Genomic DNA, 24,812 nt, shown 5'->3' on the forward strand with positions numbered 1-24,812 from the left:
GTAGACATTAACAGATTACGCGTATTACTCGGACCTGACCGTTTGGGAATACCTTCTTATTAACTTTCAGACAAAGTCGTAGACCCTCGAATGGGCATATTGACTTAAGCAGTATCATTAACTTGAGGAGTAAGGTTTAAGAGGTTTTTGGCTAAGTGGAAGAAGGGGCGAAGAACAGGACGTTCTGAGATCTCCTTTGAGCCATGGACGGCGAATTGGAGATGTCCCCTTCTGGAGCATAGACAAAAGACCTTAAACCTCGACGCAGAGTTTGTACTGTGTAGATCAATATGCAACATTCTTAAACGACTTTGTCAGCTTTCAAAATTCGACAGGTATAAATTTTTATACTTTCCTAGACATTAAAATAAGCGCCCGATTACTCGGACGCTTTGTCTGGTTTATCTCTTTATTGATAGTTTAAAACTCTATCTTCAACTTCTTTTCTGATGATATTCTTGTAGTCCTCTATGGACATTTGCCCTAGATCACCAGCTGTACGGCTTCTAACTGCTACTAGGTTGTCTTCTACTTCTTTTTCACCAACGATTAACATGTATGGTACTTTTTCAAGCTGGGCTTCGCGGATCTTGTATCCGATTTTTTCTGCCCTATCGTCAAGCTCTACTCTGAATCCAGAACGTTTTAGGGATTTTTCTACATCTTTAGCATAGTCCATGAAGCGGTCTGATATAGGTAGTACTTTAACTTGAACAGGAGCTAACCATGTTGGAAATTTACCTGCATATTTTTCAATAAGCATAGCAAGAGTTCTTTCATAACACCCTATTGAAGTTCTATGGATTATGATAGGACGCTTCTTCTCGCCATCTTTAGCTATATATGTCATGTCAAAGCGTTCTGCTAAAGAAAAATCGATTTGAACAGTAATAATTGAGTCTTCCTTACCATGCACATTTTTGAATTGGATATCTAGTTTTGGACCGTAGAAAGCCGCTTCTCCATCTGCTTCGACATATTCTAATCCAAGGCTATCTAAAATGTCACGCATGGTATCTTGAGTTTGTTCCCACTGCTCAGGATCGCCAACATATTTGGACTTATTGTTTGGATCCCACTTTGAGAAGCGGTAGGAAACGTCATCAATAATACCTAGTGTAGTCATCATATAATTGATTAAATCTACAACACCTTTGAATTCGTCTTCTAGTTGTTCTGGAGTCACCATTAAATGGCCTTCAGATATGGTAAACTGCCTTACACGTATAAGTCCATGCATCTCTCCTGATGACTCATTTCTAAACAGTGTGGAAGTCTCTGCTAACCTCATTGGAAGATCACGATAACTTCTTTGTTTTTGCTTATAAACATAGAACTGGAATGGGCAAGTCATAGGTCTAAGTGCTAAAGCATTATCTTCCTCTTCACCCTCTGGAATTACAAACATACCTTCACGGTATAGGTTCCAGTGACCAGATATCTTGTATAAATCTGATTTTGCCATTAGTGGAGTCTTAGTTAACTGATAACCCCTTGACTCTTCTTCATCTTCCACAAAACGCTGTAAAATTTGAAGTACCTTTGCACCCTTTGGCATCATAAGTGGAAGTCCTTGACCTATAACGTCTACTGAAGTAAACAACTCAAGTTCACGGCCAACCTTATTGTGGTCACGTTTTTTAGCTTCCTCTAACATTGCCAGATGCTCTTCTAAGTGAGACTTTTTAGGGAAAGTTACACCATATATCCTTTGAAGCATCTTGTTTTTCTCATCCCCGCGCCAGTATGCACCTGTTGCGCTTAGAAGTTTAATACCTTTTACTCCTTCAGTTGACAATAAATGGGGACCTGCACAAAGGTCAGTAAATTCACCTTGCTTATAAAAGCTTATAACTTCACCTTCAGGTAGTTCTTCGATAAGTTCAACCTTATAGTCTTCTCCCTGTTGTTTACAAAAAGCAATGGCCTCATCCTTAGGTAGCTCAAAGCGCTCAATCCCTTGTTTCTCACTTACTATTTTCGCCATTTCTTTTTCGATTTTCTCAAGTTCTTCTGGCCTAAAGGGTTTTTCCACATCAAAGTCATAGTAGAACCCACGGTCTATTGCTGGCCCTATTGCAAGCTTGGCATTTGGATAAAGCCTTTTAACGGCTTGTGCTAAAATATGTGCTGATGTATGTCTAAAGGTCTCTTTTCCACCTTCATCTTCGAATTTCAAAATACTTAGCTCACAATCATTTGTAATTGGTGTACGTAGGTCCACCACTTTTCCATCGATAATTCCAGCCATAGCTTCTTTAGCTAAACGGCCACTGATAGATTTTGCGACATCTAAAACACTTGATCCCCCTTCAATCTCCCTTACTGATCCATCTTTCAAACTAATTTTGACAGTCATTTCTTTCACCTCCATATAATATAAAAACAAAAAGACACTCTATCCCTTAATTCAAGGGACGAATGTCTTGATTCGCGGTTCCACCCAAGTTGCCAAAGCTATGCTCTGACCTCTCAAAAAGACTTATATCGGATCTTACCCGGTACAGTTTCGTAAAAATCACTACTACTGTACTGCTCAGGGTTAGTTTTCACAATTGGACAAACAGTGTTCTTTCAGCCAAGGAACACCTCTCTAAAAGTTTGCTACCCAATGCTACTCTTCCCTATCATGGCATTAGTAATTTAATATTAACTCAATTATACCCATAAATAGCAAGATGTCAATAAGTATTAAGAATTTCCCTTAGAAACATAAAGGTTTTAATATAAATATTATGCCCTAATAATAGAAAAAATGCATGTCCGCAAAGCATTATTTTTATTGTTAAAAAATTTGCACTATTACTGTTTATCTGATATCCCTATGATATAATAATAATATAATTATAGTTTAAATGTTAATAAGGGGGGAAAAGGGTGAAGGTATTTAAAAGTTTTGTTTTACTTCTCACTGTATTTTTACTTTTTGCAATGCTGGCAACAGTAGGAAATGGAGCCGCTAAAACTATACCACCTGCGTATTATGGCGAGGAATGGACGTTAATATCATCTAAGGTTATACTGCCTATGCAAGCTATTGGTACGAAACACGTGTCAAAAGTTCCAGCAAATAAAGTCATTAAAGGTGTTAATTCTACTTGGAAAATCTCAGCTGGGGAAAGCATAATGGGTCATATAGTAGATCAATCCTTTCTTATATCAATATCAGGTAAATCTACTTTCAAAGGACCAAATGACAATGAGTTACTTACAGGTACAAACTTAGAAGCAACTCATGCCTTTATTACAGCAGTCTTTTTTGGAGAGCTAGTAAGCTACACCTATAAAGTTGAAAATAAAATTACAGGAGAATTGCGATATGAAACTTATAATGTAATAGCATCTGGAGATATATTGAATTACTATCAAAGGGTCCATGTAGATGATAATGGTGTCACCACAATAGAAGATGCTGGAAGAACTAAAACAAGATCATTTGCCACAGAAAAAGAGCTTAAAGAAGTTCTAAACTCAAATAATACAGATGTAGTTTTTAATTAATTTCAAAATGCAGTTGCTCAACTCTCGGCAACTGCATTTATTTTTTTCATCATAAATCGCTTAAAATAGGACCGCTTCTTCCCTTTGAAATTAAAAAACCCTTCACTAAAAAGTGAAGGGGTAAATATTTACCATTAGACTATTAAACTACTGTAATATTTTCTGCTTGAGGGCCTTTAGGGCCTTGCGCAAGCTTAAAAGTAACTTTTTGACCTTCTTCTAAAGTTTTGAAACCATCAGTGTTGATTTGAGAGAAGTGAGCAAATACATCTGTACCGTCTTCCCCTGTAATAAAACCAAAACCTTTGTCTGCGTTAAACCATTTTACTGTACCATTCATCATAATAAGTAACCTCCTAGTTGTTTTTTCCAAAATCTTTGTAACTTGGATTTGCAATTAAATTACTGTATATAGGATTATGGCTAATCCATATAATAAAGAATTCTTTGCAAATAGTTGTTTTTAATTCCTATATTTATTTTGCTCAAATTTTAATAATTCATTTGCAATTAATTAAAATTTCACTACTAATTTTAATTAACACTTTATTTTTTCTATTAACTGAGAAAAAGCATATAAAAAACCCTTCACCATCAAGGCGAAGGGTTAAATATACAATAACTATTTAATTACTGTAATGTTTTCTGCTTGAGGACCTTTAGGACCTTGAGCAACTTTGAAAGAAACGCTTTGGCCTTCTTCTAAAGTTTTGAAACCATCAGAGTTAATTTGTGAGAAATGAGCGAATACATCTGTACCGTCTTCTCCTGTAATAAAACCAAAACCTTTGTCTGCGTTAAACCATTTTACTGTACCATTCATCATAATGTGTACCTCCTAATTGTTTTTTCCTTAAATCTTTGAATTTAGATCGCAAGTACATTTTAAATTAGGTTGATACTACATCTTGATAATGATCACCTTATATAAAAACATATGCTACCCTTTTATTCTTGTTTAAGTTTCTACTTATTCTAACACATCTAAAATTCAAAGTCAAATTTTACATTCTTTTTCTTTAAATAATTTTTCTTTAGGACTTAATTTCCTTAATCACCCGTGCTGGATTACCCCCTACAACTACATTGTCAGGCGTGTCCTTAACAACCACAGCCCCTGAAGCAATTACTACATTGTTACCTATTGTAACCCCTGGATTAATTACCGCCCTACCCCCAATCCAAACATTGTCACCAATATTAACTGGCTTCCCAAATTCAACCCCAGAATTCCTTTGATGTGGGTCTAGTGGATGAGCAGCAGTGTATATATGTACCCCAGGTGCTAACATACAATTATCTCCTATTCTAACTTCACAAACATCTAAAATAACACAATCAAAATTTGCATAAAAGTTCTCTCCCACATGGATATTATATCCATAATCACAACGGAAGTTTGGTTCAATAAAAATATTCTCTTTTGTAGAACCAAAAAGATTTTTTAACATTTCTGTACGCTTATCAACCTCTGATTCCAATGATTGATTAAATAATCTAACCTTACCACGGGCTATTTGCCTATCCGAAGACAATTCTTTATCCCCAGGGTTGTACAGCTCACCTGCTAACATCTTCTCTTTTTCTGTTTTCACGTTGCCACCTCTTCTACTTAATTATTTTGCCTATATCTACTATATTTATTTTATGAGCTATTTATATAAAATTTAGTGCACTATCTACATTTAGTATCTGAAATACCCAAGATATAATATCCCATACCACCTAAGTGTATTACACAGTGTATATGAGGTCAATGATTTATTAGAATCTTCAAAGATTAATATTAATAAATTGCCAAATTTGTCTTGACATTAATTTTTAGCATGTTATTATAAAACCATAAAATAATATTTTTTTCGGTGTGTTACTGATAAAACAGGCATAAACCGTAGTGATTTTTTTACTATAGGTTTATGCTTTTTTAAGTCTTAGAGAAACCTTAGCTATTAAAGGGGGCTAGAATATGTTGGATAAAGAGTATCTAATTATTAAAATACTGAATAATAATGTAGTTCTAGCCTTGGACAAGGAAACTAATAAAGAAATGATTTTATTAGGTAAAGGTATTGGTTTTGCGAAAAAAGAGCAAAAACTCGCTAGAATCCCTAGTTCCAAACTTGAAAAGTCCTATGTGGCATACAATAAAGAAACTAAAAGTGACTATCTTCAAATGATAGACAAAATTGATCCACGAGTTATAGGTGTTAGTGAAGAACTAATTTCTAAAGCAGAAGAAAGAATCGGCCACCTAGCTCCCCATGTTCATATATTACTAACAGATCATATTGGCTTTGCCATAGAAAGAATTAAGATGGGACTTGAAATTCATAATCCATTTCTATATGAGATTAAAGCCTTATATGATGAAGAGTTCTCCATAGGTCTAATGGCAGTGGACTTAATCAAAAAAGCCATAGGTATAACCATATGTGAATCAGAGGTTGGTTTCATAGCCCTTCACCTACAATCTGCCAGGCAAAACAAAAAAGTAAAAGAGACCCTTAAGTCCACAAGACTCATAAAAGAACTTACAGATATAATTCAAGACAAGCTAGCTATCACTTTAAGTAATAATGACTTTACATATATTCGGCTAATAAACCACCTCAAAGCTGTTCTAAACAGACTAGAAGAGAATAAATATATAGAGAACCTACTGCTAGATGATATCAAACTTAAGTTTCAGCAATCATTTTTAATTGCAAAATTACTAGCAAGTCACATAGAGGAAAGCATAAATGTACAGGTTCCCGAAAATGAGTTAGGATATATAACCATACACATAGAAAGGCTTAAAAAGTAAATATCTTCAAAGCGTGTTACTGTTAAATCAGGCATGAGCTTAAAAAGTCACAAGTGACTTATTATGCTCATGCCTTTTGTTGTTTTTGATGTATATATCCTCTTATTTTAACTTATAAGGTAAGAGGTTGTATAAATACACTGTTTATTTTTGCAGTGTAATAAAAAAAGGGAGGTTTGATTATGAACAAACTGTTTGGTAAGCTTCAAAAGATTGGTAGAGCACTAATGACACCAATCGCAGTACTTCCAGTTGCAGCTTTACTCCTAAGACTCGGTGCAGAGGTACCTGGTATTGAGGGTAAATTTGCAGAGATTATCTTAGCTGCTGGTGATGCAGTATTCGGTAACATGGCACTTATATTTGCTATTGGTATTGCCTTTGGATTGGCAAAAAACAACGACGGCGCAGCAGCACTGGCCGGCGCCATAGGTTACTTTGTTTGCGTAAACGTCTATACTGTAATTGACCCAGATATTCAAACAGGTGTATTTGCAGGTATTATTATGGGTATCGTTGCTGGAGCTTTGTATAACAAGTATCACAATATCCAGCTACCTGATTTCCTAGGTTTCTTCGGTGGAAAGAGATTTGTTCCTATAGTAACAAGTATAGTTTCCATCTTTATAGGTTTAGGCTTTGGTTTATTTTGGCCATATGTACAACAAGCACTAGATAGCTTTGGTAACGCCGTTGTAGCATCTGGAGCTTTTGGCCAATTCTCTTACGGGTTCTTAAATAGGCTACTTATCCCTACAGGTTTACACCATGTACTAAACTCCATCTTCTGGTTTACCCATGGCAGCTTTACAAACACAGCTGGGGAAGTTATAAATGGAGATTTGTTTAGATTCCTTGCAGAGGATAGCACTGCAGGTGTATTCATGGCTGGTTTCTTCCCCATTATGATGTTTGGGTTACCTGCAGCTGCTTTGGCCATGTATCAAACAGCACATAAGCAACAAAAAGCAATTGTTGGTGGAATGCTTTTCTCTGTAGCTTTCACATCCTTTTTAACAGGAATCACAGAGCCCATAGAGTTTGCCTTTGTGTTTTTAGCACCATCTCTTTACGCAATCCATGCTGTATTGACAGGTGTGGCTTTGGTTGTAAGTAATGCCTTAGGCATCTTACATGGTTTTGGTTTTTCAGCAGGACTTATCGACTACCTAATAAACTATAACCTAGCCACTAAACCCATACTTCTAATTCCAGTGGGTTTAGGCTTTGGAGCTGTTTACTACTTCATCTTCCTTTTCGCCATCAAGAAATTCAACCTTTCAACACCAGGTCGCGTACTAGATGAAAATGTCGAAGGTGATGAAAAAATAGAAAGTATGGGTATAGATGCAGCAGCAACTGCTTATATCAAAGCCCTTGGTGGAAAAGAAAATCTACAAGATATAGATTCTTGCATAACCAGGCTTCGTCTAGTTATAAAAGACATCTCTTTAGTAAAAGATCCAGAGCTCAAGAAGATAGGAGCTGCAGGAGTAATGAGAGTTTCCAAAAATAACATACAAGTTATCGTTGGAACAAAAGCTGAAATTCTTGCAGAAGCCATCAAAAGACAAGTTTAATATGACTTAAAAGGGCGTTGGCAAAATGCCTACGCCCTTTTAAATATAGGTTAAAAAATCATATCAAAAAGTGTTCAACTCAGGGGGTGAATAGTATGTTCAAAAATCTACTGGCAAAAAAAATAGAAATTAAAGCTCCTTTTTCAGGAACTATATTAGAGATATCTGAAGTATCGGATCCAGTTTTTTCCGGTAAGGTAGTGGGAGATGGTTGTGCCATAATACCAACTTCAAATAAGTTAGTGGCACCTGCAGATGGAAAGATTATTCAAATCTCCTCAAGTAAACATGCCATAGGCATGGAGCTTGAACATGGCATTGAACTCCTGATGCATGTAGGCATTGATACAGTGGAGTTACAAGGTAAAGGGTTTACATCATTTGTAAAAGTAGGAGACCATGTAAAAAAAGGACAAGAGTTACTAGAGGTAGACTTAGAGTATTTGAAAAGTAAAGGTAAGATTTTAGAAACACCTATAATAGTAACTAACATGGACAAGATCAAAAAAATAGTTAGCTATACCGGCGAAGTAAAGGCAGGAAAAACAACTATCATGAAAATAACACTGCTCTAATAGTTACCCAACTGTTTGAAAACAAAAAAGATTGCTGTACAGGATATAGAAAAAAGGAGGTCATTTACCTCCTTTTTTCTATATCTAAATTACATTTTTATAAACTGGTCTACATCTATTACAAAAACAGTTGCTCCTCCAACAGCTACTTCCACAGGTATTTCCGAACCTGACTTCAAATTTCCCATGGTCGGTGGAGTGTTTACTTTTGCTCTACGTTGGCAATTGGTTTCGATAATCTCTAACACCGAGGGGACTTCTTTTTCCTCTATTCCTATGAGCACCGTGGAGTTACCCCCTTTAAGGAATCCACCACTACTAGATAATAAGGTTACTGGATACCCCTTCTCCATAAGGTCGTTACGTAAATTTGCGAAGTCTCTACTTTGTAGTATTGCAATTATAAGTTTCACAAATAAACCTCCTACTTTGTATTTTAGTAATCCAAAATTGCCCAAAAAGTGCAACTTTTTTTGTTAAAGACTAATTAAGAAAATAAAATCTTTATTATTTATATACTTCTCCACCCAGTGGGTTTAATCCTCTAATTTTATTTCTCTTTAGCCACAAAAGTTGCAAAAGTATAACCACTGTGTAAACCAGAAATAATTGCATTAAGTCCTCCACGAACATACAAGCCTGCAAATTTCTCATTGTAAACAAACAAACCAGTTATGGTTCTGAAGGAGTGCTTTAAGAAGCCTTCCCCTTGATCATAAAGCACGTTATCAACTAATGAAAGAGGAGCATAGCGCTGAACTATAAAATCTTCCTGACTCTTTTCTTCAAGAAGTGTTTTCCATGATGCTTCAGTATAGTCTGAGCCAGCACAAACTCCTTTAGATGCATAGTAATCAACAGGCTTTATAATATAGTTATCCTTTTGATCTATGTATTGCTGTATATCATTTGCCATAAGTGCTTTAGTATATGGCACATGGGATTCTATAAAGTCAATTTGATCCTGACTTAGATATTTTCTAAATGTGGGGTGATAAAGAACTTCAAAGAAACGTTTTGTATGAACAACCTGGGTTTTTATACTACCTATAACACATGTTTTCCCAGCGAAAAGGCCTTCTATAAATTCTGGGATCTCATCATAGCGATCCATCAAATCTTTGGTTACCAGCCTTCTATAAACCACGTCAATTACCTTGCCATTTGCATACATTTGCCCATCTGAAACTTTTATGTCCCTGGGATCAACAATAATACAATGGTATCCCTCTGACTTGAAAGCCTCTGCGAATACATCAAATTCTATGGAGCTGCCTTTATCAATAAAATCAACAATTGCAATGGAAGTGTCTGCCTTATCTTTTAGTTTAAGTCCTCTGTTTTTTTGATCTTGGGCATATATATCTTCAACAGCATGAACCCATGAGTGAAAAAGCTCGTGGGTCTCGAAGGAATAACTACTATCAAAGTCTTTCATTATCTGCGATTGCTTCAAAACCTGGGCTAGCTCCTTTTGCTCATTCATGGCAGAAGAACCATCGGTATTTAATTCACAGAACTTATACTCTCCATTACCATAGTAGAAGATATCAAATCTTCCCATGGGCACTTTTGCATCATAAAAGTGCGGTAATCTTATTAGGGCATCTAGTTTGGGATCAAATCCAAATAACTCCCTAACTGATTCTTCAGCTAAGTATAATTCTATGGTTCTATTAACCACATCCATCATACCTTCTAGAGCTTTTTCAAAGGTTACAACATCTGAGTGTGTATAAATTTTGGGGACATACAGATGGGGAACAGGCTCCCCCTTGTAAATAGCCTTAGATTTAGCTACAGCCTCGTTAATATTTTTAAAATCCTCCTGATATCTTTCAGGATTGTTTAATATTGCTTCTGTCATCTTTTTTTCTATCTGCATTGTATACCCCTTTCTTGGCTTGGCTTGGCTTGGCTTGGCTTGGTATTAGCCTATCTTTTAGAACTTGGTACCTCAATTGTTTTTATAAATAAATCTCTGTCATTTCTATAAAGTTCCTTTAACCAATTGGCAACACTACCGTATTCATTTACTAACTTATAAAAATCATCCAAGTAGTATCTCTCTTCGTTAGTCACAACTTTAAGAGTTTCTTCCATGAGGTTTTTCTTTAGAGCAATAAACGTTTCATCTACTTTAACAGGCATTTCTATAAGCCCTTTATTTTGTTCAAGAACCCATTGATCATCAAACCCTTTAGCCTTTTCATAAAGCTTGTCTAAAAGCGAAGGAGTGTAAAAAATTCCTTTAATCATAGCAACCACAGCTAGTCCATATGGATAGGGAAGAGCGTCAGCCATTCTTATTTCAATGAACTTTTTTAGTCGTACATCAGGAAAAACCATACTCTGAATGTGTTCAAGTTCCTTTTCACTAAAATCATAGCGGTGCAACAATTCCCTTAGGGTAGCTTCTCCAGTGTATATATCTACCCCGTCTTTGTTAACGAGAATTGGAGGAACATCCAAAAGATATTCTGCATAGGATCTAAAGTCAAATGTTTTGCTTATTGCACCGGGAACTAGCTTAGAACGTACTGGATCTGTCTCTTCCCAAATAGCCACCCTCGGGTTTTCTTTATCATATATCTTTCCTTCAAAAATAGGAGTGGAATCAAAAAGGCTTGCCAGTACAGGTGCAAGAAAATGAGCAACTTTGTACTTTTTAACAAAGTCTGCCTCATCACAATAATCTATAGAAACCTGTGTGGCTGCAGTTCCCTTCATCATATTATGAGATTTAGCACCATGGTTTTTAAAATACTCAAACATCATCTCATAACGTTTTTTAGGTAAAATCGGTAGTGTTGCAATCTCAGTTTTAGGGTGGTAGCCCACAGATACTAAAATTTGATTAGGTAACATCTGTGAATAAATATCATCAATAATCCTTCTATATGCTGCATCTACCTCTGCTATCTTTTCGAAGGGTTTTATACTAATTTCCACTTGACCACCGGGTTCAAAGGTTATAGTGCTGCCATCTTTTTCAAGACCTAAGGGATAGCCATCTTGCTGTGAGATCAGGCGCCAATTACTATTGTTTTTTAACAACCCCTGAACAATATCTTTTTGCCCACCTGGTTCAAAATATGAGTAACTCCTCAACGTCTCCCTGTCTACTAAGAAATGCTCAAATTCAACACCAAGTAATTTGTCAGTTGTTCGAGCATGTTTTTTAAAATACTCCACTTGATGCTCTATATATGTTTTAACATCCATTTAATCACCATTTTCTATATTTAATTTTATATTTTGTTGTATGTAACTTTCTTATATTTTACCATTTAACTTGATTTATTTCTATATGCTTAATATTTAAAGACAGAAAAATTATATGCCCAACATGGGTATGTAAAACCCTAAAAAAATAGCCCTATCATTTGATAGGAGCTAACTCTTTTACTTTATCTCACGTCTGAGGCTGATAACCATATGTCACTATTTAGTCAATCTAATTGAAGCTGATCCTCTTTCTTAATCCCCTACCACAGACTATGTAACGGTATACTTTAGATTATTCTTGTTGTAAAGAGAGTCTTGATTTCTTCCCCTCCTAATATTGCATTTTAGCTGTCTAACTGAGGGTCAATTTTGTTTGCCCATAGAATTTTTTTGGAAATAGTTTCAATTAAATGAAGAACTGGAATTTGTGTTGTCATTGTTACATGAATCTGTTCAGTTTTTTCTACTATATTAAATTCTTCTTGAGGCACATAATATTTCACTGGAATGTCAACCATTTTAGATATTGTGTTATTATCAGAGTTTGTAAAAGATATAAGTGTAGCCTGTAATGATTTGAAGCGACTCAGACGATTGATTACACTTACGGTCTCCCCAGAAACAGATAAAGCGATGACTATTGTTTCTTTACAATCTTCTTCTGGAATAGAGTAATATGGTGAGTCAATATATTGAGTTGGTTTTCCCATACTAGATAAATATAACGCCCCGTATTTCGCTAATACACCTGAAGGTCCTGCTCCGATAAATATCACTTTACGAGATTTACAAATCAAACGTACAATATCATCTAACTCTTTTTGTTTTTCTTCGTCTTGTTCATACATCTCAAAATAATTTAAGATTGGCTCAGTTGTTGTTGTTATCGATTTATTATTATTTCGTAAATACTCTCCGTATTTTATTTTGAAGGCTGTCCATCCATTACAATCCATCTTTTTACAAAAATTAAGAACTACTGTTGTTGAAACATGTGCCTCTGCTGCAAGCCTTCGGATTTTCATACCGATTACATTCTCATTTAAGGTTAGTATAGTACTATAAACATCAAATTCTAAATCATTTAAGCGCTGCACTCGTTCATAAGTAAACAACATAATAAAAATTTCCCCTTTATATATAGTTGTCAACGACTTAGATTTAGTATATCAAATATATTACAAAAGCGTCTACTATAAAATCTAGACTCAGCCCTAACAAATGATCATTTTTAGATGTAGAATATCCTATAATCGAAAAGTAGTATCCAAGTATACGCATCTCCACTGATGCATCAATTGTCTAACAGTTCTCTCAATCCTAATATATATCAATTTTTAAGCAACAAAAAGCAGGTTTTGTTATTTAGACAAAAACCTGTTTTTTTATCATTTAATCGTGTTGTTTTTTTATGGGGAGGTGTTATAGTTATCACATAAAAATTAAAGGAGGTTTTGTATGAATATACTAAAAAAAGATTTTTTTTGGGGAAATTCAGTTTCAAGTATGCAAACAGAAGGTGCTTGGGACAAGGGTGGTAAGGGGCTATCTGTGTATGATGTAAAAGAAGCTTCAGAGTTTGCATCAGATTGGAAGGTTGCAACAGATAGCTATTACCGTTATACCGAAGATTTTGATTTTATGAAAGAAATGGGTATGAATTGCTATCGCTTTCAAATTTCATGGAGCCGTGTCAATCCTCTTGGAAATGGTGAATTTAACGAAGAAGGAATCGAATTTTATGACAAATTTATTGATGAACTAATAGCTCGAGGAATAGAACCTAAAATTTGTTTGTATCATTTTGATATGCCACTTCATCTAGCAAAAACATATAATGGTTTCTTGAGCCGGGAAGTAGTTGATGCTTTCGTTCGTTATGGTAAAGAGATGCTTAAAAGGTTTTCACATAAGGTGAAGTACTGGATTACATTAAATGAGCAAAATCTATACAGTACTCCAAAAGCTTTTAAGTATGGTGGTTATTTAAAGGGTGAGGAAACACTCGAAGAATTATATACAATTAGTCATCATGTAATGATGGCACATACACGTTTTTCAAATTATTTACAAGAAAATTATCCAGAATGCAAGGTTGGTGGAATGCTCACATATATGGAGTTTTATCCGCTCACATCACGCCCAAAAGATGTATTTGTTGCAAGACAACTAGATGAATTTTTGAATCATAATTTACTAGAAGCCTTTACAAATGGTCGATACTCTAGAGAAGTCTTAGCATTCATGAGAAAGAACAATCTCATGAATGTGATTAAGGAAGGTGATTTAGAAGAAATTGCGAAGATGAGAAGCGATTTCCTAGCTTTTAGTTACTATGCGTCACATGCAATTGATTCAACAACTATCCCAGAAGGAACGCCTGTCAACTACTATTGGCAAGAAGGATATGCGAAAAATCCATATGTGGACGCCACAGAAGGTTGGGGATGGCAAATTGACCCCCTTGGGCTTAGAAACATCTTAACAAAAATGAGCAACCGTTATAAGATACCATTGTTCATTAACGAGAACGGAATCGGTGTACAAGAAAACTGGGACGGTGTGAATGAAATTCAGGATGATTATCGTATTGCTTATCACAGAGACCATATTCAAGCTATGAAAGATGCCATAGCTTTTGATGGGGCTGAGGTAATAGGGTATCTTGGATGGGGATTGATCGATATTTTAAGTTCACAGGGTGACATGCGCAAACGTTATGGAATGGTATATGTGAACCGCGATAATCATGACTTAAAAGATATGAAACGCATTCCAAAGAAAAGCTTTTACTGGATGAAGAATGTAACAGCAAGTAACGGTGAAAATTTGTAATCAAATTACTGTGATTTATTTCAAAATATAATTTGAAAGGAAGAAAAATATGGAAGAAAATAGGTTTTTAGATAAATTTTCCATGGTTGCTGCAAAGTTTGGAAATCAAGTGCATTTACGTTCACTCAGGGATGGTTTTGCGATTTTAATGCCTATGTTTATCCTAGCAGGTATCGCAGTATTAATAAATAGTGTTGTATTCCCATGGTTCTGGGAGGGAGATACGTTATGGACAGCACAATATTGGGGACGAATGGTTACCAATGGCACATTGAATATTTCTAGTATTCTACTGGCACCAATGGTTGCGTATTTCCTATCAAAAAATAAAGGTTTCAAAAATCCAATTGCATCAGCAGCCCTTGCCATTTCTGTTCTTGCAGTTATGATGCCATTCACAACTTCACTCACTCCTATTGGCGCAAGTGATGCTGTTGAAGTAATAGGTATTATGCGTTTTGCTGATCTTGGGACACAGGGAATGTTTGCAGGTATTATCATCGGCTTGCTTTCAACTGAGTTATTTATTAAACTTTCTTCTTTTAAGAAATTTGAGATAAATTTAGGTGATGATGTTCCTCCTGCGGTGGGGCAATCGTTTAATGTATTAATTCCAGTAATGTTGGTTGTTTCAATCTTCGCAGCCTTCTCACTTTTTTTACTGGTTGCCTTTGAAACAAATCTCTTAGCACTAGTTGCAAAGTTTGTTCAAGAGCCATTAAGAGCAGTAAACACTTCAATTTGGGGTGCAGTGCTGATTTATAGTGTAGGGAACTTTTTATTCACCCTTGGTATTCACCAAACAATTATTAACGGTGTCCTTCTAATGCCAATAGCCTTAGTAAACATGAATGAAAATATGCTTGCTTTTCAAAATGGAATAGAAATCCCAAATATTATTACAAGCGTCTTTATTCCAACATTTGGTATGATTGGCGGAACAGGAAGTACTATTTCACTTATTATTGCTACAATTATATTTAGCAAACAACGTTCATCTAAAAGTGTAGCAAAACTTGGAACAGCTCCCGGAATTTTTAACATAAACGAACCAATTATTTTCGGATATCCAATTGTTTTTAATTTACCCATGATGATTCCGTTCGTTTTATTGCCATCACTAGGTATTATCTTTGCCTATTTTGCAACTGCACTTGGATTTATGAATCATACAGTTGTATTGATTCCATGGACAACTCCCCCATTACTTAGCGGATTCCTTGCAACTGGCGGTGACTGGCGTGCTGTTGTAGTACAATTGATTATTATTGTCGGTGGTGTCTTCTTGTATTTACCATTTATGAAAATTAGTGAACGTACAGCACAAAAAATGATGACCATGGATAATGGGACAAATGAATCAATGGCTGTTACTCAAATATAATTTAAATGTTGCTTACAAGTAAAAAAAGTATAGCTTCCCATATAAGTGTAGTTTGGTTAGTATAACTTGATAATATTGTAATGGAGGAAAATACATGGAAGGAATGGAACTGATTAGTTTTCAAATTGTTTCTGCTGCAGGAGCTGCCAAAAGTTATTACATGGAAGCAATCACTGCTGCTAAAAGTCGAGACTTTGAAAAGGCAGATAAAATCATGGCAGAAGGGTTACAAATCTTTCAAGATGCTCACAAAGCACATGCATCATTGATTCAAAAAGAAGCGTCTGGAGAAAAGATTGAATTCAACCTATTATTCATGCATGCTGAAGATCAACTTATGACAACAGATTTACTTAAATTAATGGCGCACGAAATTATTGATTTGTACCGAGCACAAGGAGGGAATACTGTTGAAAATTAAATTATTCTGCAATGCAGGTATGTCAACGAGTATGCTTGTTACGAAGATGCGTAATTCAGCTAAAGAACGTAATTTAGATGTTGAGATTACAGCGTTCCCTGAATCAAAACTCGAAAAAGAGACAGATGATTGTGATGTTGCGCTACTAGGCCCACAAGTCAAATTTTTACTTGGACGTGCAAAAAAAATTTGTGACCCAAAAGGCATCCCAGTTGCTGCTATAAATATTCAAGACTATGGCTTGATGAAGGGTGAAAAAGTTCTAAATATGGCTATGAAAATGTTTGAAGAAAAATAGTTTGATTAGAAATTTTCAAAAAATATTGATAAAAAAGAGAAACAAACAAAGCTTAGAAAACCCAGTTTATAAGGGTTTCTAAGCTTTACTTGTTTTTATAATTGCTAAAGACAATTTGTAATATAGTTTCTATATTATTTAGCCAAGTTATATTTCCTAAATATTTTCTCGTTTTCTAAAAATACTTGAAACTTTCCTGCAAAGTGTTTAATCTAATAGTTAAGGGTAGAACAGAGGGGAAGTGACCACGTGGATGTTACACAAATAGTTAGGAAAGCACAAAAGGGTGATGATATTGCTTTTTTTCAACTTATGGAACAAGCCAAAGGAAGACTTTATCGAATAGGGTATTCTTTTTTAAAAAATGAGCAAGATTCTTTAGAAGCAATCCAAGAAACAACATACCGAGCATATAAAAACATAAAAAAATTAAAGGAACCCAATTATTTTAATACTTGGGTAACAAGGATTCATATAAACTATTGTATTAGTCAGCAAAAAGTGGTACAAAGAGCCGTACCATTGTGTCCAGAAATGTTCTCTACTGAAGAATTCAATCCTACAGTTAAGTTAGATATGGACCATGCACTTGAAAAGCTTAAACCACAGTATAAGCAGGTGATAGTCTTAAAGTACTTTGAAGATCTTTCTATAGAAGATATCGCTAAGGTCATGGAAGCTCCAGAAGGAACTATAAAGACATGGTCACGCAGGGCACTTAGTTGCTTAAAAGATATATTAAACAAAGGCGGTGGATACAATGCCTGAAAAAGTAGAGCTAATGCTTAAAGATTATAAAGATAGTGACTATGATAACATAACTATTCCAACTAACATTAATCATTTTATAGAGAAGGGTATTAAACAAAAAAAAGTAGAAAATAAAAAGAAGTGGAGAAAAAGGATGCCGTCCATTGCAGCATGTATACTGTTTCTCCTATTAATAACTGCAATAAGGATTTCCCCAGCCTTTGCTAACTACCTCAGCCATATTCCTGGCTTAGAGTACATTGTTAAAATCGTGAGGTTCGACAAAGGTTTGCAGTTAGCCATAGAAAACAAGTACATTCAGCCAATTGGTGCCAGCCTGACCCGTGGTAATACAACTTTGACTGTAGATTCTATCATAGTAGATGAAAGTAGAATAGTTCTTTTCTATTCAGTTCAGCAAAACGGAAAAACCGAAGAAACATTCCTACACAGTCCTATAATACGAAACCAAGATGGTGAAGAGATATCGGGAAGACACGGAAATCCTGGAATGATAGACTTTGGTATTACACCGGATTTCCATCTATCAAGCACAGTTACATTAGAAACAGCTATATATGGGCCTCCATCTAGCTGGAAAATAGATATACCTGTTGATTTAGATAAAGTCCACTTAAAAGATATGTATGTAGTTAATGATAGCATTACTTTTAATAATGACAGGATTAATATCAAGCAGTTTGTAATGTATCCAACTATGGCAGAGCTTGACATAGAGTTCCATGAAGGAAATAAATATGAAATTTTTGGTTTCAAAAATTTAAGAATAACTGATGGTAAAAAAGAATGGGGACATATTAGTAATGGTACTTTCAGTTATATATTAAGCGATAATTCCATAAGGTATAATATGCAGAGTGGGTTTTTTACTTATCCCCAAAAACTCTTTCTTGAGGCTGATGGAATATATGCTCTTAAAAAAGAAGAGGCAGAAGTAGTAGTTGATCTTCAAAATAAGAAAATTTTACGTGCACCAGATGACCGTTTAGAGTTAGAAGTAGTCGAAGAAGATAACCATTTTTGGTTGAAATTTAGAGTCCCTGTTTATGATGATGGAAGGCAATACTTTCCATTCCGTTCACGTTTTGAGGACTCAAAGGGGCGAGTATTTGAAAGTAATACGTTACGTGTAACTGAATACGAAGGAAATGTTTATAATTACTACTACATTCGTAAAAACCCATTAATGGATAACATAATAACAGTAAAAATCATTCATTACCCCAACCTAATAGAGAAACCAATAAAAGTGAGAATAAAATAATATTTTCAATTTCAAAGTAGAAAAACCATAATTAATAACTAAAGCTATCGGTGGAGCACCCACCGATAGCTTTGTTGGTTCCTCTATTTTCTACTTCCTATTTCCTATTTCCTATTTCCTATTTCCTATTTCCTATTTCCTATTTCCTCTCAACAGGAATCCAAATCTCACAAAAGCAATCAGTGAACTGGTCGCTATATAGTTCAAAATCTGTGTCATCTATCATCTCGTACTCAGACCCTGGCAGAAACTCTTTAAATATCCTTTCCCAAGTTTCTCCTATACAGTCAGGTGTTTCACCTATACATCTAAAAACTGCCCACAAAGTAGGTTTCACTTCCCAAAGGGCAAATCCCTCAGGTACATTCTCACCTTCAAATTCCATCCCTATACCATAATCAAAATGCGAGCACTCTTTAGAGACAGGAGCACAGGCACCGTAAAAATCCTGCTTAATAGCATTCTCCTTGAGAACATCAAAAACCCCATTGGCACTACACTCTTTCCAAAAATCAGCTATTTCATTGTTCCCCTCTTCTTTAATTATTTCATTACTAAACTTCTTCACCTTTGCTAACAACTTAAACGGCTCTCTCTTTTCGATTCTGTAATCCATACCAGTACCACCCTCCAATTTAATTTTTATAAGAAGGCGATTAAAAGATTTTAACTCAATACCTGCCCGTCTCGCTACATTGGGACTCACCCCATGAAACCTTGAAAAGGCTTTAGTGAAGCTTTCAGGGGAGTCGTACCTGTACTTCATGGCAACATCAATTACCTTATTCTCAGACATAGAAATTTCCTGACCGGCCAAAGATAATCTCCTATTTCTGATGTATTCATTTGCTGTTATTCCCGTAACAAGACTGAATGTCCTATGAAAATTATAACTGGACATAAATAAGTGATTAGCAACATCTTCATAGGTTATGGCTTCTAACAAGTGATCTTCCATGAAATCAATTGCCCTTTGCAAGTTTTTGATAAAATCCATTTCCTCACCTCCTGATTAAATTGTACCAAGGTGTAACTCTAATTTCCTGTCCTAGCTTGTTGGCATTTGTCCTAACGGCTATATATCCATTCAATTGTGTTAGCAGCTTAGTTTCTAGTTTCCTGTAAAGAATTCTCATTATTTTTTAACTACCATTGCCATTGTATCTGATTCTTCATGGTATGGGGTTCCTGTTACATCAGCATAAATTGAAATGCTTTCATAGCTAATATGGGCTAGCTCAGCTTTTATGGTTTCTGGGCTAAAAGGTTGGTCCCATACTCTAATTATTTCAGTGTTATTTCCAGAGTCTACTATCACATATTGATTGCAGCGAGTATTCTTTGGATATATAAAATGACTCTCTAGACATAGATGTTGTTCAGGATTCCAAAAGCCTCCGTTACTTATATCCCAATCCTTAGTTTCCACTTTCATGTTTTTATAACGAAAAGGCGTAAAAACATCGAAAATAAATATACCATTTTTCTTAAGTGCCCTAAATATCTTAGTGAGCAGCTTTTTCCTATCTTGAGGGGAAAGAACAGCATAATCACAATATATCAATATAACCACATCAAACTCATTTTCATAGTCCAAATCTAGATAGTTCATATAGTAGTATTCTATCTTATGGCCCTTTTCTTTGGCTATATCTTTAGCATAACTTACTGATCTTTTGGAAAAATCCATACCAGTAACTTTATACCCTTTTTTGTAAAGCCTTTCACAATACAGACCTGGTCCACATCCTAGGTCCAATAGCCTTGTATCTTCTTTAGGTGGAGCTAATTGAGTTATCCATTCCACCGACTTATTAATTAGCTCTGGTTTCCTACTGGCTGCATCATCACCAAAGTCCAAATGAGCTTCTAATAGATATTTTGAGATATATTCATCATCCCAAAACTTCATTGTACTTGGAGCATATAGCTCAGGTTTTTTTGTAGCTTCTAATAATTTATTTAACATGATCCTCTACCTTCCCATACTTATTATAGAAAACTATATCTTCTAAATCCTTTTTTTTCGTCGCTTTTGGCTCTTTTTCTGCATAACCAAAGGCTATTATTTCTGATGGCAGATAGCTACTTGGTAGGCCTAAATACTCAGCTAATTTCATAACATCTCTCCACCCCGCTTTTCTTAAACTTATAAACTAGCTAATTTCAATATTGCATCCATGGAATCACCTTGAAGAGTGTCCTCTGCGATTATGTTAACCTTCTCTTCACCGCAACCCATACATCTATGAATTATTTGATACCCCTTTTTAGGATGTTTTTTAACCTTCCACTGATATGTGTATGTTAACCTCACTAGCATCGGCTCGTCCCCGGTTATTTCCTTAGTGCTATCTTCTTAAACATTTAAAATTCCCCCTTCAACATTAGTAGCAACATGATTAATGAAAAATAGGAGCTGTAGATTTACTCTACAGCTCCTAAAAATAAGAGGCGATGCTTAGACCTGAAGAGTAAAATAAAATCTTATTGAAGGCATAACTAAATAAACTGTTTATTAACAGTACATTATACCTTTTCAATTTAAGATTTTATCTTACATCTCCGCGCTCCACTTATGTTATTTGAAATCCCTTAACATCAAGCTTTGCCGGACAGCATTCCACCTTTCTAATCACATTGCTACTATATTTATTTTATTATTTTTACCAAAATAAGTCAACAACAATCCTCTAATTTTACTAAATATTTTGATTAATGCTAGAACTAGTCAGCATAGTGAATAATCAGCAGACCCCTAAATATAACATCACTTAGGTATCTATTCTTACACTTCCAATCCCTTTCAAGGGCCATTCCACTATATGGTCCCCACCTTCTAAAATAGTAGTGATTTATCTTCTTACTGTAGATTCCAGTATTATCTTTCATGGATTGTTTCAACTCCTTAACCTGTGATTCTAGTTTAGCAATATTCTTAATAACCCCTAGCCTTGCTAATAGCTCCATACGGTGAAACCACATCATCCAATCTTTTGCTTTTAACTTGTCAAAATCAACATCGAACTCATGCATACAAAATGAGCCCGGAGCTACAATCTGAGATTTGTAGAGTCCGTTAATACTAGGTATAGGAGAAAGCTCCATCAGCTTCTTTATTGCTTTTGTAATCATAGTATAATTCTCAGAGTTTTTCCAACCACTTGTGTATGCTAATAGCCTTAGATGGTAGATGCTTGGCCATTTTACTCCCTGTTTAAATACCAATCTCCCCTTATGAGCAATGGTAATATCAGTAATCTTATTTATCTCAATAACAAATCTAAATACATCTAGTGTTTTTTCAACTTGTTCCTTAATAAAATATTTATCTTCTATCCCTGCATAAGCAAAGATAACAGCCTTGATTAACTGTGATCCTCCTAAATGCAACTCATCTAATATTTTCCCCACCCGAAACAAGGATCCATGATCAAAAGTCTCACCCCTAAGCTCCAACTGTTTAAGCATATTGGCTACAGCTGGGTGAGTAGGTTCCATGCCCTTCTCACAAAGTACTCTAACAGCAGTCTCTACTCCCTTTTCACTATGAAAATCACAGTCTATCCATCCATCAGGACCTTGCAAGGAAATAAATTTTCTTACTAGATCATCTTGTAAAATCTCCCTTCGCAGATGTTCAACTGCTTCTGGAGTAGTATGGAGATTTAACACTTGTTTAATCCTGAACTTAATAGATGGACAAGCTTCACTTAATAAAAATGCAATACTATTTTCCATTTCCATCCCCATTTCCATCTCCATCTCCTTTTCATAAAAAGGTTTCTCTTTGAAAGCTCTATAGGTAAATATTTCTTCGTGTCCCCCATAATTCCTTTTTAATATCTAAATATTTTAATTCATTCTTACAATATATAGTAATAGTAGACAAGTTTTTGTTATAATAGTTATATTAACTAACAACAGGGGGCCAATAAATTGAACGATTTAAAAGTAATTGTTATGGATGTAGATGGTACACTAACAAATAGTAAGAAGGTCATAACTGAGAAAACTAAAGAAACATTGATGAAGGCACAAGAATTAGGCTACACTTTGATCCTAGCATCTGGTAGGCCTACAACTGGGCTAGTGGGTTTTGCTAAAGAATTAGAAATGGACAAACATAATGGACTATTAGTTTCATATAACGGTAGTCAAGTAGTTGATTTTACTAAGAATGAGATTCTGTTTAATGAACCGTTAACGGTTGTAGAAGCAAAAAGTATATTGAGGCACATTAAACAATTTGATATCACCCCAATGATTGACGATGGCAAGCATATATATGTTGAAAATCTAGATGGACTAAATGTTGAGTATGAAGCAAGTGGTGGTAATTTTATTTTAGAACAGGTAGAAGATCTAGAGGAATTTATCACATTTGAGACAAACAAAATCTTAACAAGTGGATCTCCAGAATATCTTCAAACCATTTTCAATCAAATGAAAGACCCTTTTAACAATGAGCTTAGCTGCGTGTTCACAGCACCTTTTTATGTTGAATACACTGCTAAAGGGATTGATAAAGCCAAAGCCCTAGAAACAATATTAAAGCCAATGGGTTACACAAGAGATCAAATTATTGCATTTGGTGATGGTCATAATGATATAACAATGCTTAAATACGCAGGAGTTGCAGTAGCCATGGATAATGCAGTACAAGATTTAAAAGACGTGGCAGATTTCATCACATTGTCCAATGAAGAAGATGGTATCGCCCATGCTTTAGAAAAATATATAGTTCAGCTAAATGTTGACAAAAAAGTAAGTGCCTTGGTTTAATCAAGGCACTTACTTTTTTGTCAACACTACACCATTAATCCTCTATAGAAATTTTTTCTATAAATTCCACGTTCACCATTTCAATTTTATTTTTATACCCCTTCCTAGTCTCTACTTCAATTTCTAGCCAATTACCATCTAAGGTTAAAACTTGCCCCTCCACATATTGGTCTAGTGTATTTATGGAGCATTTCTTTCCTATTAGTTTCCTTAAAGCCTCATAGCTCATTTTAACTCTCCTTTTCTTTTTGATTATTTTTCCAGTAGCAACTTTACCTTTTATCTTTTTATGTTGAGGTAAAATTACAAATAACAGTACAAAAATAGGTATAAATGATACAAAAAAAACTGGATTCAAATAAAAAATCCCTCCTTCAAATCTTATTGGATGAAGAATGCGTAATATAGTCTTCGTTACTGGGGGGAGGCATTCCTGTAAGCCCCACATTTATTATTCCTGTACTATATCAATTTCCTCGATACAAAGTAACAACAACTAGTTCGGGCCTGTTAAATATTCTCTGTGGGATAATACTGTTTCCCAGTCCTCTGCTAACTACCATTTTTGAATCTCCCTCAGTATAAACCCCCGCAGTGTATTTAGGAAGCAAGCCCTGGTTAGGGGCTATAATCCCTCCTATAAGAGGCAGTCTAAACTGGCCCCCATGGGCATGTCCTGAAAAAGTCAAATCCATCTGAGACTCGGCATATATAGGGAAATACTCTGGTCTGTGGCTAAGCAATAGATCAAAATATCCCTCTTCATTTTCCCCAATGGCTATGTCAATGCTGACAGCTAGGTTCTTTTCTTCATCAAACATATCTCCCAAAGTTGTTGGGTCATCAACGCCAATTATTCTCATTTCATCTCCGTCTATCTCTAGTATCTCAGAAGAATTCCTCAAAACATTAACTCCTCTTTTTTCAATCTCCTTCATAAGAAAACTAAACTCCGCCAACCTAAACTCATGATTTCCCGTTACATAATATATTGGTGCTATATCAATAATCTCATCAATAAGTATAAGGGCTGGTTTAGCATCATATTTCCTGCTATCTACCATATCACCAGTAATAAATATAACGTCTGGTTGTGCCTTTTTAATTTTAGCCACTAGTCTTCTTTGGTTAGAACCAAACATCTTATTATGTAAATCTGAAATTTGTACAATCTTAAAGCCATCAAAACCCTTGGGCAAATCTCTAAAGTCTAAATTCATATTGTTAACCATTATAAAGTTATTCTGGGAAAATAAGAAAACCACAACTACAAAAAAAATCATTGTTATTAGTATATATTTTTTAGTTATAATAGCCTTCCAAGATTTCAAATTCACCATATTCACACACCCCTAATGTTTTTC

26 protein-coding genes and 1 other annotated feature are annotated in these 24,812 nt (G+C 35.1%); of the genes, 11 read left to right on the forward strand and 15 right to left on the reverse strand.

The genetic code is table 11. The features are described from left to right. Window positions 1-409: 409 nt before the first annotated feature. The gene (gene thrS / locus HYG86_RS04265) at window positions 410-2,359 is read right to left on the reverse strand and encodes a threonine--tRNA ligase (RefSeq protein WP_213167707.1); all 1,950 of its coding nucleotides are present in this window, start codon (window positions 2,357-2,359) and stop codon (window positions 410-412) included. 51 nt (window positions 2,360-2,410) lie between these two features. Beyond that, window positions 2,411-2,640 (reverse strand) — a binding site (T-box leader). A gap of 237 nt (window positions 2,641-2,877) precedes the next feature. On the opposite strand from thrS, the gene HYG86_RS04270 reads away from it, so the two are divergent. Next, window positions 2,878-3,501 carry a hypothetical protein gene (locus HYG86_RS04270; RefSeq protein WP_213167708.1) on the forward strand — a complete coding sequence of 208 codons (624 nt, stop codon included), beginning with the start codon at window positions 2,878-2,880 and terminating at the stop codon, window positions 3,499-3,501. A gap of 142 nt (window positions 3,502-3,643) precedes the next feature. On the opposite strand, the gene HYG86_RS04275 is transcribed toward HYG86_RS04270, so the two are convergent. The 3 genes from HYG86_RS04275 to HYG86_RS04285 form a co-directional block, all read right to left on the reverse strand. After that, a complete protein-coding gene (locus HYG86_RS04275) occupies window positions 3,644-3,841 on the reverse strand; it encodes a cold-shock protein (RefSeq protein ID WP_281391320.1) in 198 nt (65 codons plus the stop codon). 282 nt (window positions 3,842-4,123) lie between these two features. Beyond that, window positions 4,124-4,324, reverse strand: a complete 201-nt coding sequence (locus HYG86_RS04280) for a cold-shock protein (RefSeq protein ID WP_281391321.1) — start codon at window positions 4,322-4,324, stop codon at window positions 4,124-4,126. A 211-nt stretch (window positions 4,325-4,535) separates the two neighbouring features. Next, window positions 4,536-5,075 carry a maltose acetyltransferase domain-containing protein gene (locus tag HYG86_RS04285; protein WP_281391322.1) on the reverse strand — a complete coding sequence of 180 codons (540 nt, stop codon included), beginning with the start codon at window positions 5,073-5,075 and terminating at the stop codon, window positions 4,536-4,538. Between the two features lie 392 nt (window positions 5,076-5,467). Here HYG86_RS04285 and HYG86_RS04290 point away from each other — a divergent pair, with 392 nt between their 5' ends. The 3 genes from HYG86_RS04290 (at window position 5,468) to HYG86_RS04300 (ending at window position 8,462) form a co-directional block, all read left to right on the forward strand. Beyond that, a complete protein-coding gene (locus tag HYG86_RS04290; RefSeq protein WP_213167712.1) occupies window positions 5,468-6,307 on the forward strand; it encodes a PRD domain-containing protein in 840 nt (279 codons plus the stop codon). Between the two features lie 182 nt (window positions 6,308-6,489). Next, on the forward strand, window positions 6,490-7,887 hold the full coding sequence (gene nagE / locus HYG86_RS04295; RefSeq protein WP_213167713.1) for an N-acetylglucosamine-specific PTS transporter subunit IIBC: 1,398 nt from the start codon (window positions 6,490-6,492) through the stop codon (window positions 7,885-7,887). A gap of 95 nt (window positions 7,888-7,982) precedes the next feature. Continuing rightward, entirely contained in the window at window positions 7,983-8,462 is a 480-nt protein-coding gene (locus HYG86_RS04300) for a PTS sugar transporter subunit IIA (RefSeq protein ID WP_213167714.1), read from the forward strand. Between the two features lie 89 nt (window positions 8,463-8,551). Here HYG86_RS04300 and HYG86_RS04305 read toward each other — a convergent pair whose 3' ends face one another. The 4 genes from HYG86_RS04305 to HYG86_RS04320 form a co-directional block, all read right to left on the reverse strand. Next, window positions 8,552-8,875, reverse strand: a complete 324-nt coding sequence (locus HYG86_RS04305; RefSeq protein ID WP_213167715.1) for a cyclic-di-AMP receptor — start codon at window positions 8,873-8,875, stop codon at window positions 8,552-8,554. Between the two features lie 137 nt (window positions 8,876-9,012). After that, on the reverse strand, window positions 9,013-10,347 hold the full coding sequence (locus HYG86_RS04310) for a glutathionylspermidine synthase family protein (protein WP_213167716.1): 1,335 nt from the start codon (window positions 10,345-10,347) through the stop codon (window positions 9,013-9,015). 50 nt (window positions 10,348-10,397) lie between these two features. Then, window positions 10,398-11,687 (reverse strand): glutamate-cysteine ligase family protein, encoded by a 1,290-nt coding sequence (locus HYG86_RS04315; RefSeq protein WP_213167717.1) that lies wholly within the window; start codon window positions 11,685-11,687, stop codon window positions 10,398-10,400. 347 nt (window positions 11,688-12,034) lie between these two features. Further along, a complete protein-coding gene (locus HYG86_RS04320) occupies window positions 12,035-12,787 on the reverse strand; it encodes a MurR/RpiR family transcriptional regulator (RefSeq protein WP_213167718.1) in 753 nt (250 codons plus the stop codon). Between the two features lie 361 nt (window positions 12,788-13,148). Between HYG86_RS04320 and HYG86_RS04325 the strand changes: the two genes are divergently transcribed. The 6 genes from HYG86_RS04325 (at window position 13,149) to HYG86_RS04350 (ending at window position 18,663) form a co-directional block, all read left to right on the forward strand. Continuing rightward, the gene (locus tag HYG86_RS04325) at window positions 13,149-14,525 is read left to right on the forward strand and encodes a glycoside hydrolase family 1 protein (RefSeq protein ID WP_213167719.1); all 1,377 of its coding nucleotides are present in this window, start codon (window positions 13,149-13,151) and stop codon (window positions 14,523-14,525) included. Between the two features lie 49 nt (window positions 14,526-14,574). Then, window positions 14,575-15,909, forward strand: coding sequence for a PTS sugar transporter subunit IIC (locus HYG86_RS04330; RefSeq protein ID WP_213167720.1), 1,335 nt, complete (start codon window positions 14,575-14,577; stop codon window positions 15,907-15,909). Between the two features lie 94 nt (window positions 15,910-16,003). Further along, the gene (locus HYG86_RS04335) at window positions 16,004-16,330 is read left to right on the forward strand and encodes a PTS sugar transporter subunit IIA (protein ID WP_213167721.1); all 327 of its coding nucleotides are present in this window, start codon (window positions 16,004-16,006) and stop codon (window positions 16,328-16,330) included. Then, window positions 16,317-16,628 (forward strand): PTS sugar transporter subunit IIB, encoded by a 312-nt coding sequence (locus HYG86_RS04340; RefSeq protein ID WP_213169103.1) that lies wholly within the window; start codon window positions 16,317-16,319, stop codon window positions 16,626-16,628. Before HYG86_RS04335 ends, HYG86_RS04340 begins: the two co-directional genes overlap by 14 nt. A 249-nt stretch (window positions 16,629-16,877) precedes the next feature. Next, window positions 16,878-17,396 carry a sigma-70 family RNA polymerase sigma factor gene (locus HYG86_RS04345; RefSeq protein WP_246451881.1) on the forward strand — a complete coding sequence of 173 codons (519 nt, stop codon included), beginning with the start codon at window positions 16,878-16,880 and terminating at the stop codon, window positions 17,394-17,396. After that, window positions 17,389-18,663 (forward strand): DUF4179 domain-containing protein, encoded by a 1,275-nt coding sequence (locus HYG86_RS04350; RefSeq protein WP_213167722.1) that lies wholly within the window; start codon window positions 17,389-17,391, stop codon window positions 18,661-18,663. The genes HYG86_RS04345 and HYG86_RS04350 overlap by 8 nt, the downstream gene beginning before the upstream one ends. 139 nt (window positions 18,664-18,802) lie before the next feature. Here the strand turns inward: HYG86_RS04350 and HYG86_RS04355 are convergent, their stop codons facing one another. The 5 genes from HYG86_RS04355 to HYG86_RS04375 form a co-directional block, all read right to left on the reverse strand. Next, the gene (locus tag HYG86_RS04355; protein ID WP_213167723.1) at window positions 18,803-19,660 is read right to left on the reverse strand and encodes an AraC family transcriptional regulator; all 858 of its coding nucleotides are present in this window, start codon (window positions 19,658-19,660) and stop codon (window positions 18,803-18,805) included. 138 nt (window positions 19,661-19,798) lie between these two features. Beyond that, window positions 19,799-20,632 carry a class I SAM-dependent methyltransferase gene (locus HYG86_RS04360; protein ID WP_213167724.1) on the reverse strand — a complete coding sequence of 278 codons (834 nt, stop codon included), beginning with the start codon at window positions 20,630-20,632 and terminating at the stop codon, window positions 19,799-19,801. Continuing rightward, window positions 20,622-20,783, reverse strand: a complete 162-nt coding sequence (locus tag HYG86_RS04365; protein WP_213167725.1) for a nitroreductase family protein — start codon at window positions 20,781-20,783, stop codon at window positions 20,622-20,624. The genes HYG86_RS04360 and HYG86_RS04365 overlap by 11 nt, the downstream gene beginning before the upstream one ends. 29 nt (window positions 20,784-20,812) lie before the next feature. Then, entirely contained in the window at window positions 20,813-20,986 is a 174-nt protein-coding gene (locus tag HYG86_RS04370) for an RNHCP domain-containing protein (protein WP_213167726.1), read from the reverse strand. Window positions 20,987-21,390: 404 nt separating this feature from the next. Beyond that, window positions 21,391-22,422 carry a hypothetical protein gene (locus tag HYG86_RS04375; protein WP_213167727.1) on the reverse strand — a complete coding sequence of 344 codons (1,032 nt, stop codon included), beginning with the start codon at window positions 22,420-22,422 and terminating at the stop codon, window positions 21,391-21,393. Window positions 22,423-22,602: 180 nt separating this feature from the next. Here HYG86_RS04375 and HYG86_RS04380 point away from each other — a divergent pair, with 180 nt between their 5' ends. Then, window positions 22,603-23,448 carry a Cof-type HAD-IIB family hydrolase gene (locus HYG86_RS04380; protein ID WP_213167728.1) on the forward strand — a complete coding sequence of 282 codons (846 nt, stop codon included), beginning with the start codon at window positions 22,603-22,605 and terminating at the stop codon, window positions 23,446-23,448. A 34-nt stretch (window positions 23,449-23,482) separates the two neighbouring features. Here HYG86_RS04380 and HYG86_RS04385 read toward each other — a convergent pair whose 3' ends face one another. Together HYG86_RS04385 and HYG86_RS04390 are read right to left on the reverse strand one after the other, a co-directional pair. Then, window positions 23,483-23,806 (reverse strand): hypothetical protein, encoded by a 324-nt coding sequence (locus tag HYG86_RS04385; protein ID WP_213167729.1) that lies wholly within the window; start codon window positions 23,804-23,806, stop codon window positions 23,483-23,485. A gap of 109 nt (window positions 23,807-23,915) precedes the next feature. Then, window positions 23,916-24,788: a metallophosphoesterase gene (locus HYG86_RS04390; protein ID WP_246451883.1), complete on the reverse strand. Its 873-nt coding sequence runs from the start codon at window positions 24,786-24,788 to the stop codon at window positions 23,916-23,918. Window positions 24,789-24,812: the final 24 nt, after the last annotated feature.

The organism is Alkalicella caledoniensis (assembly GCF_014467015.1).
Lineage (GTDB): Bacteria > Bacillota > Proteinivoracia > Proteinivoracales > Proteinivoracaceae > Alkalicella > Alkalicella caledoniensis.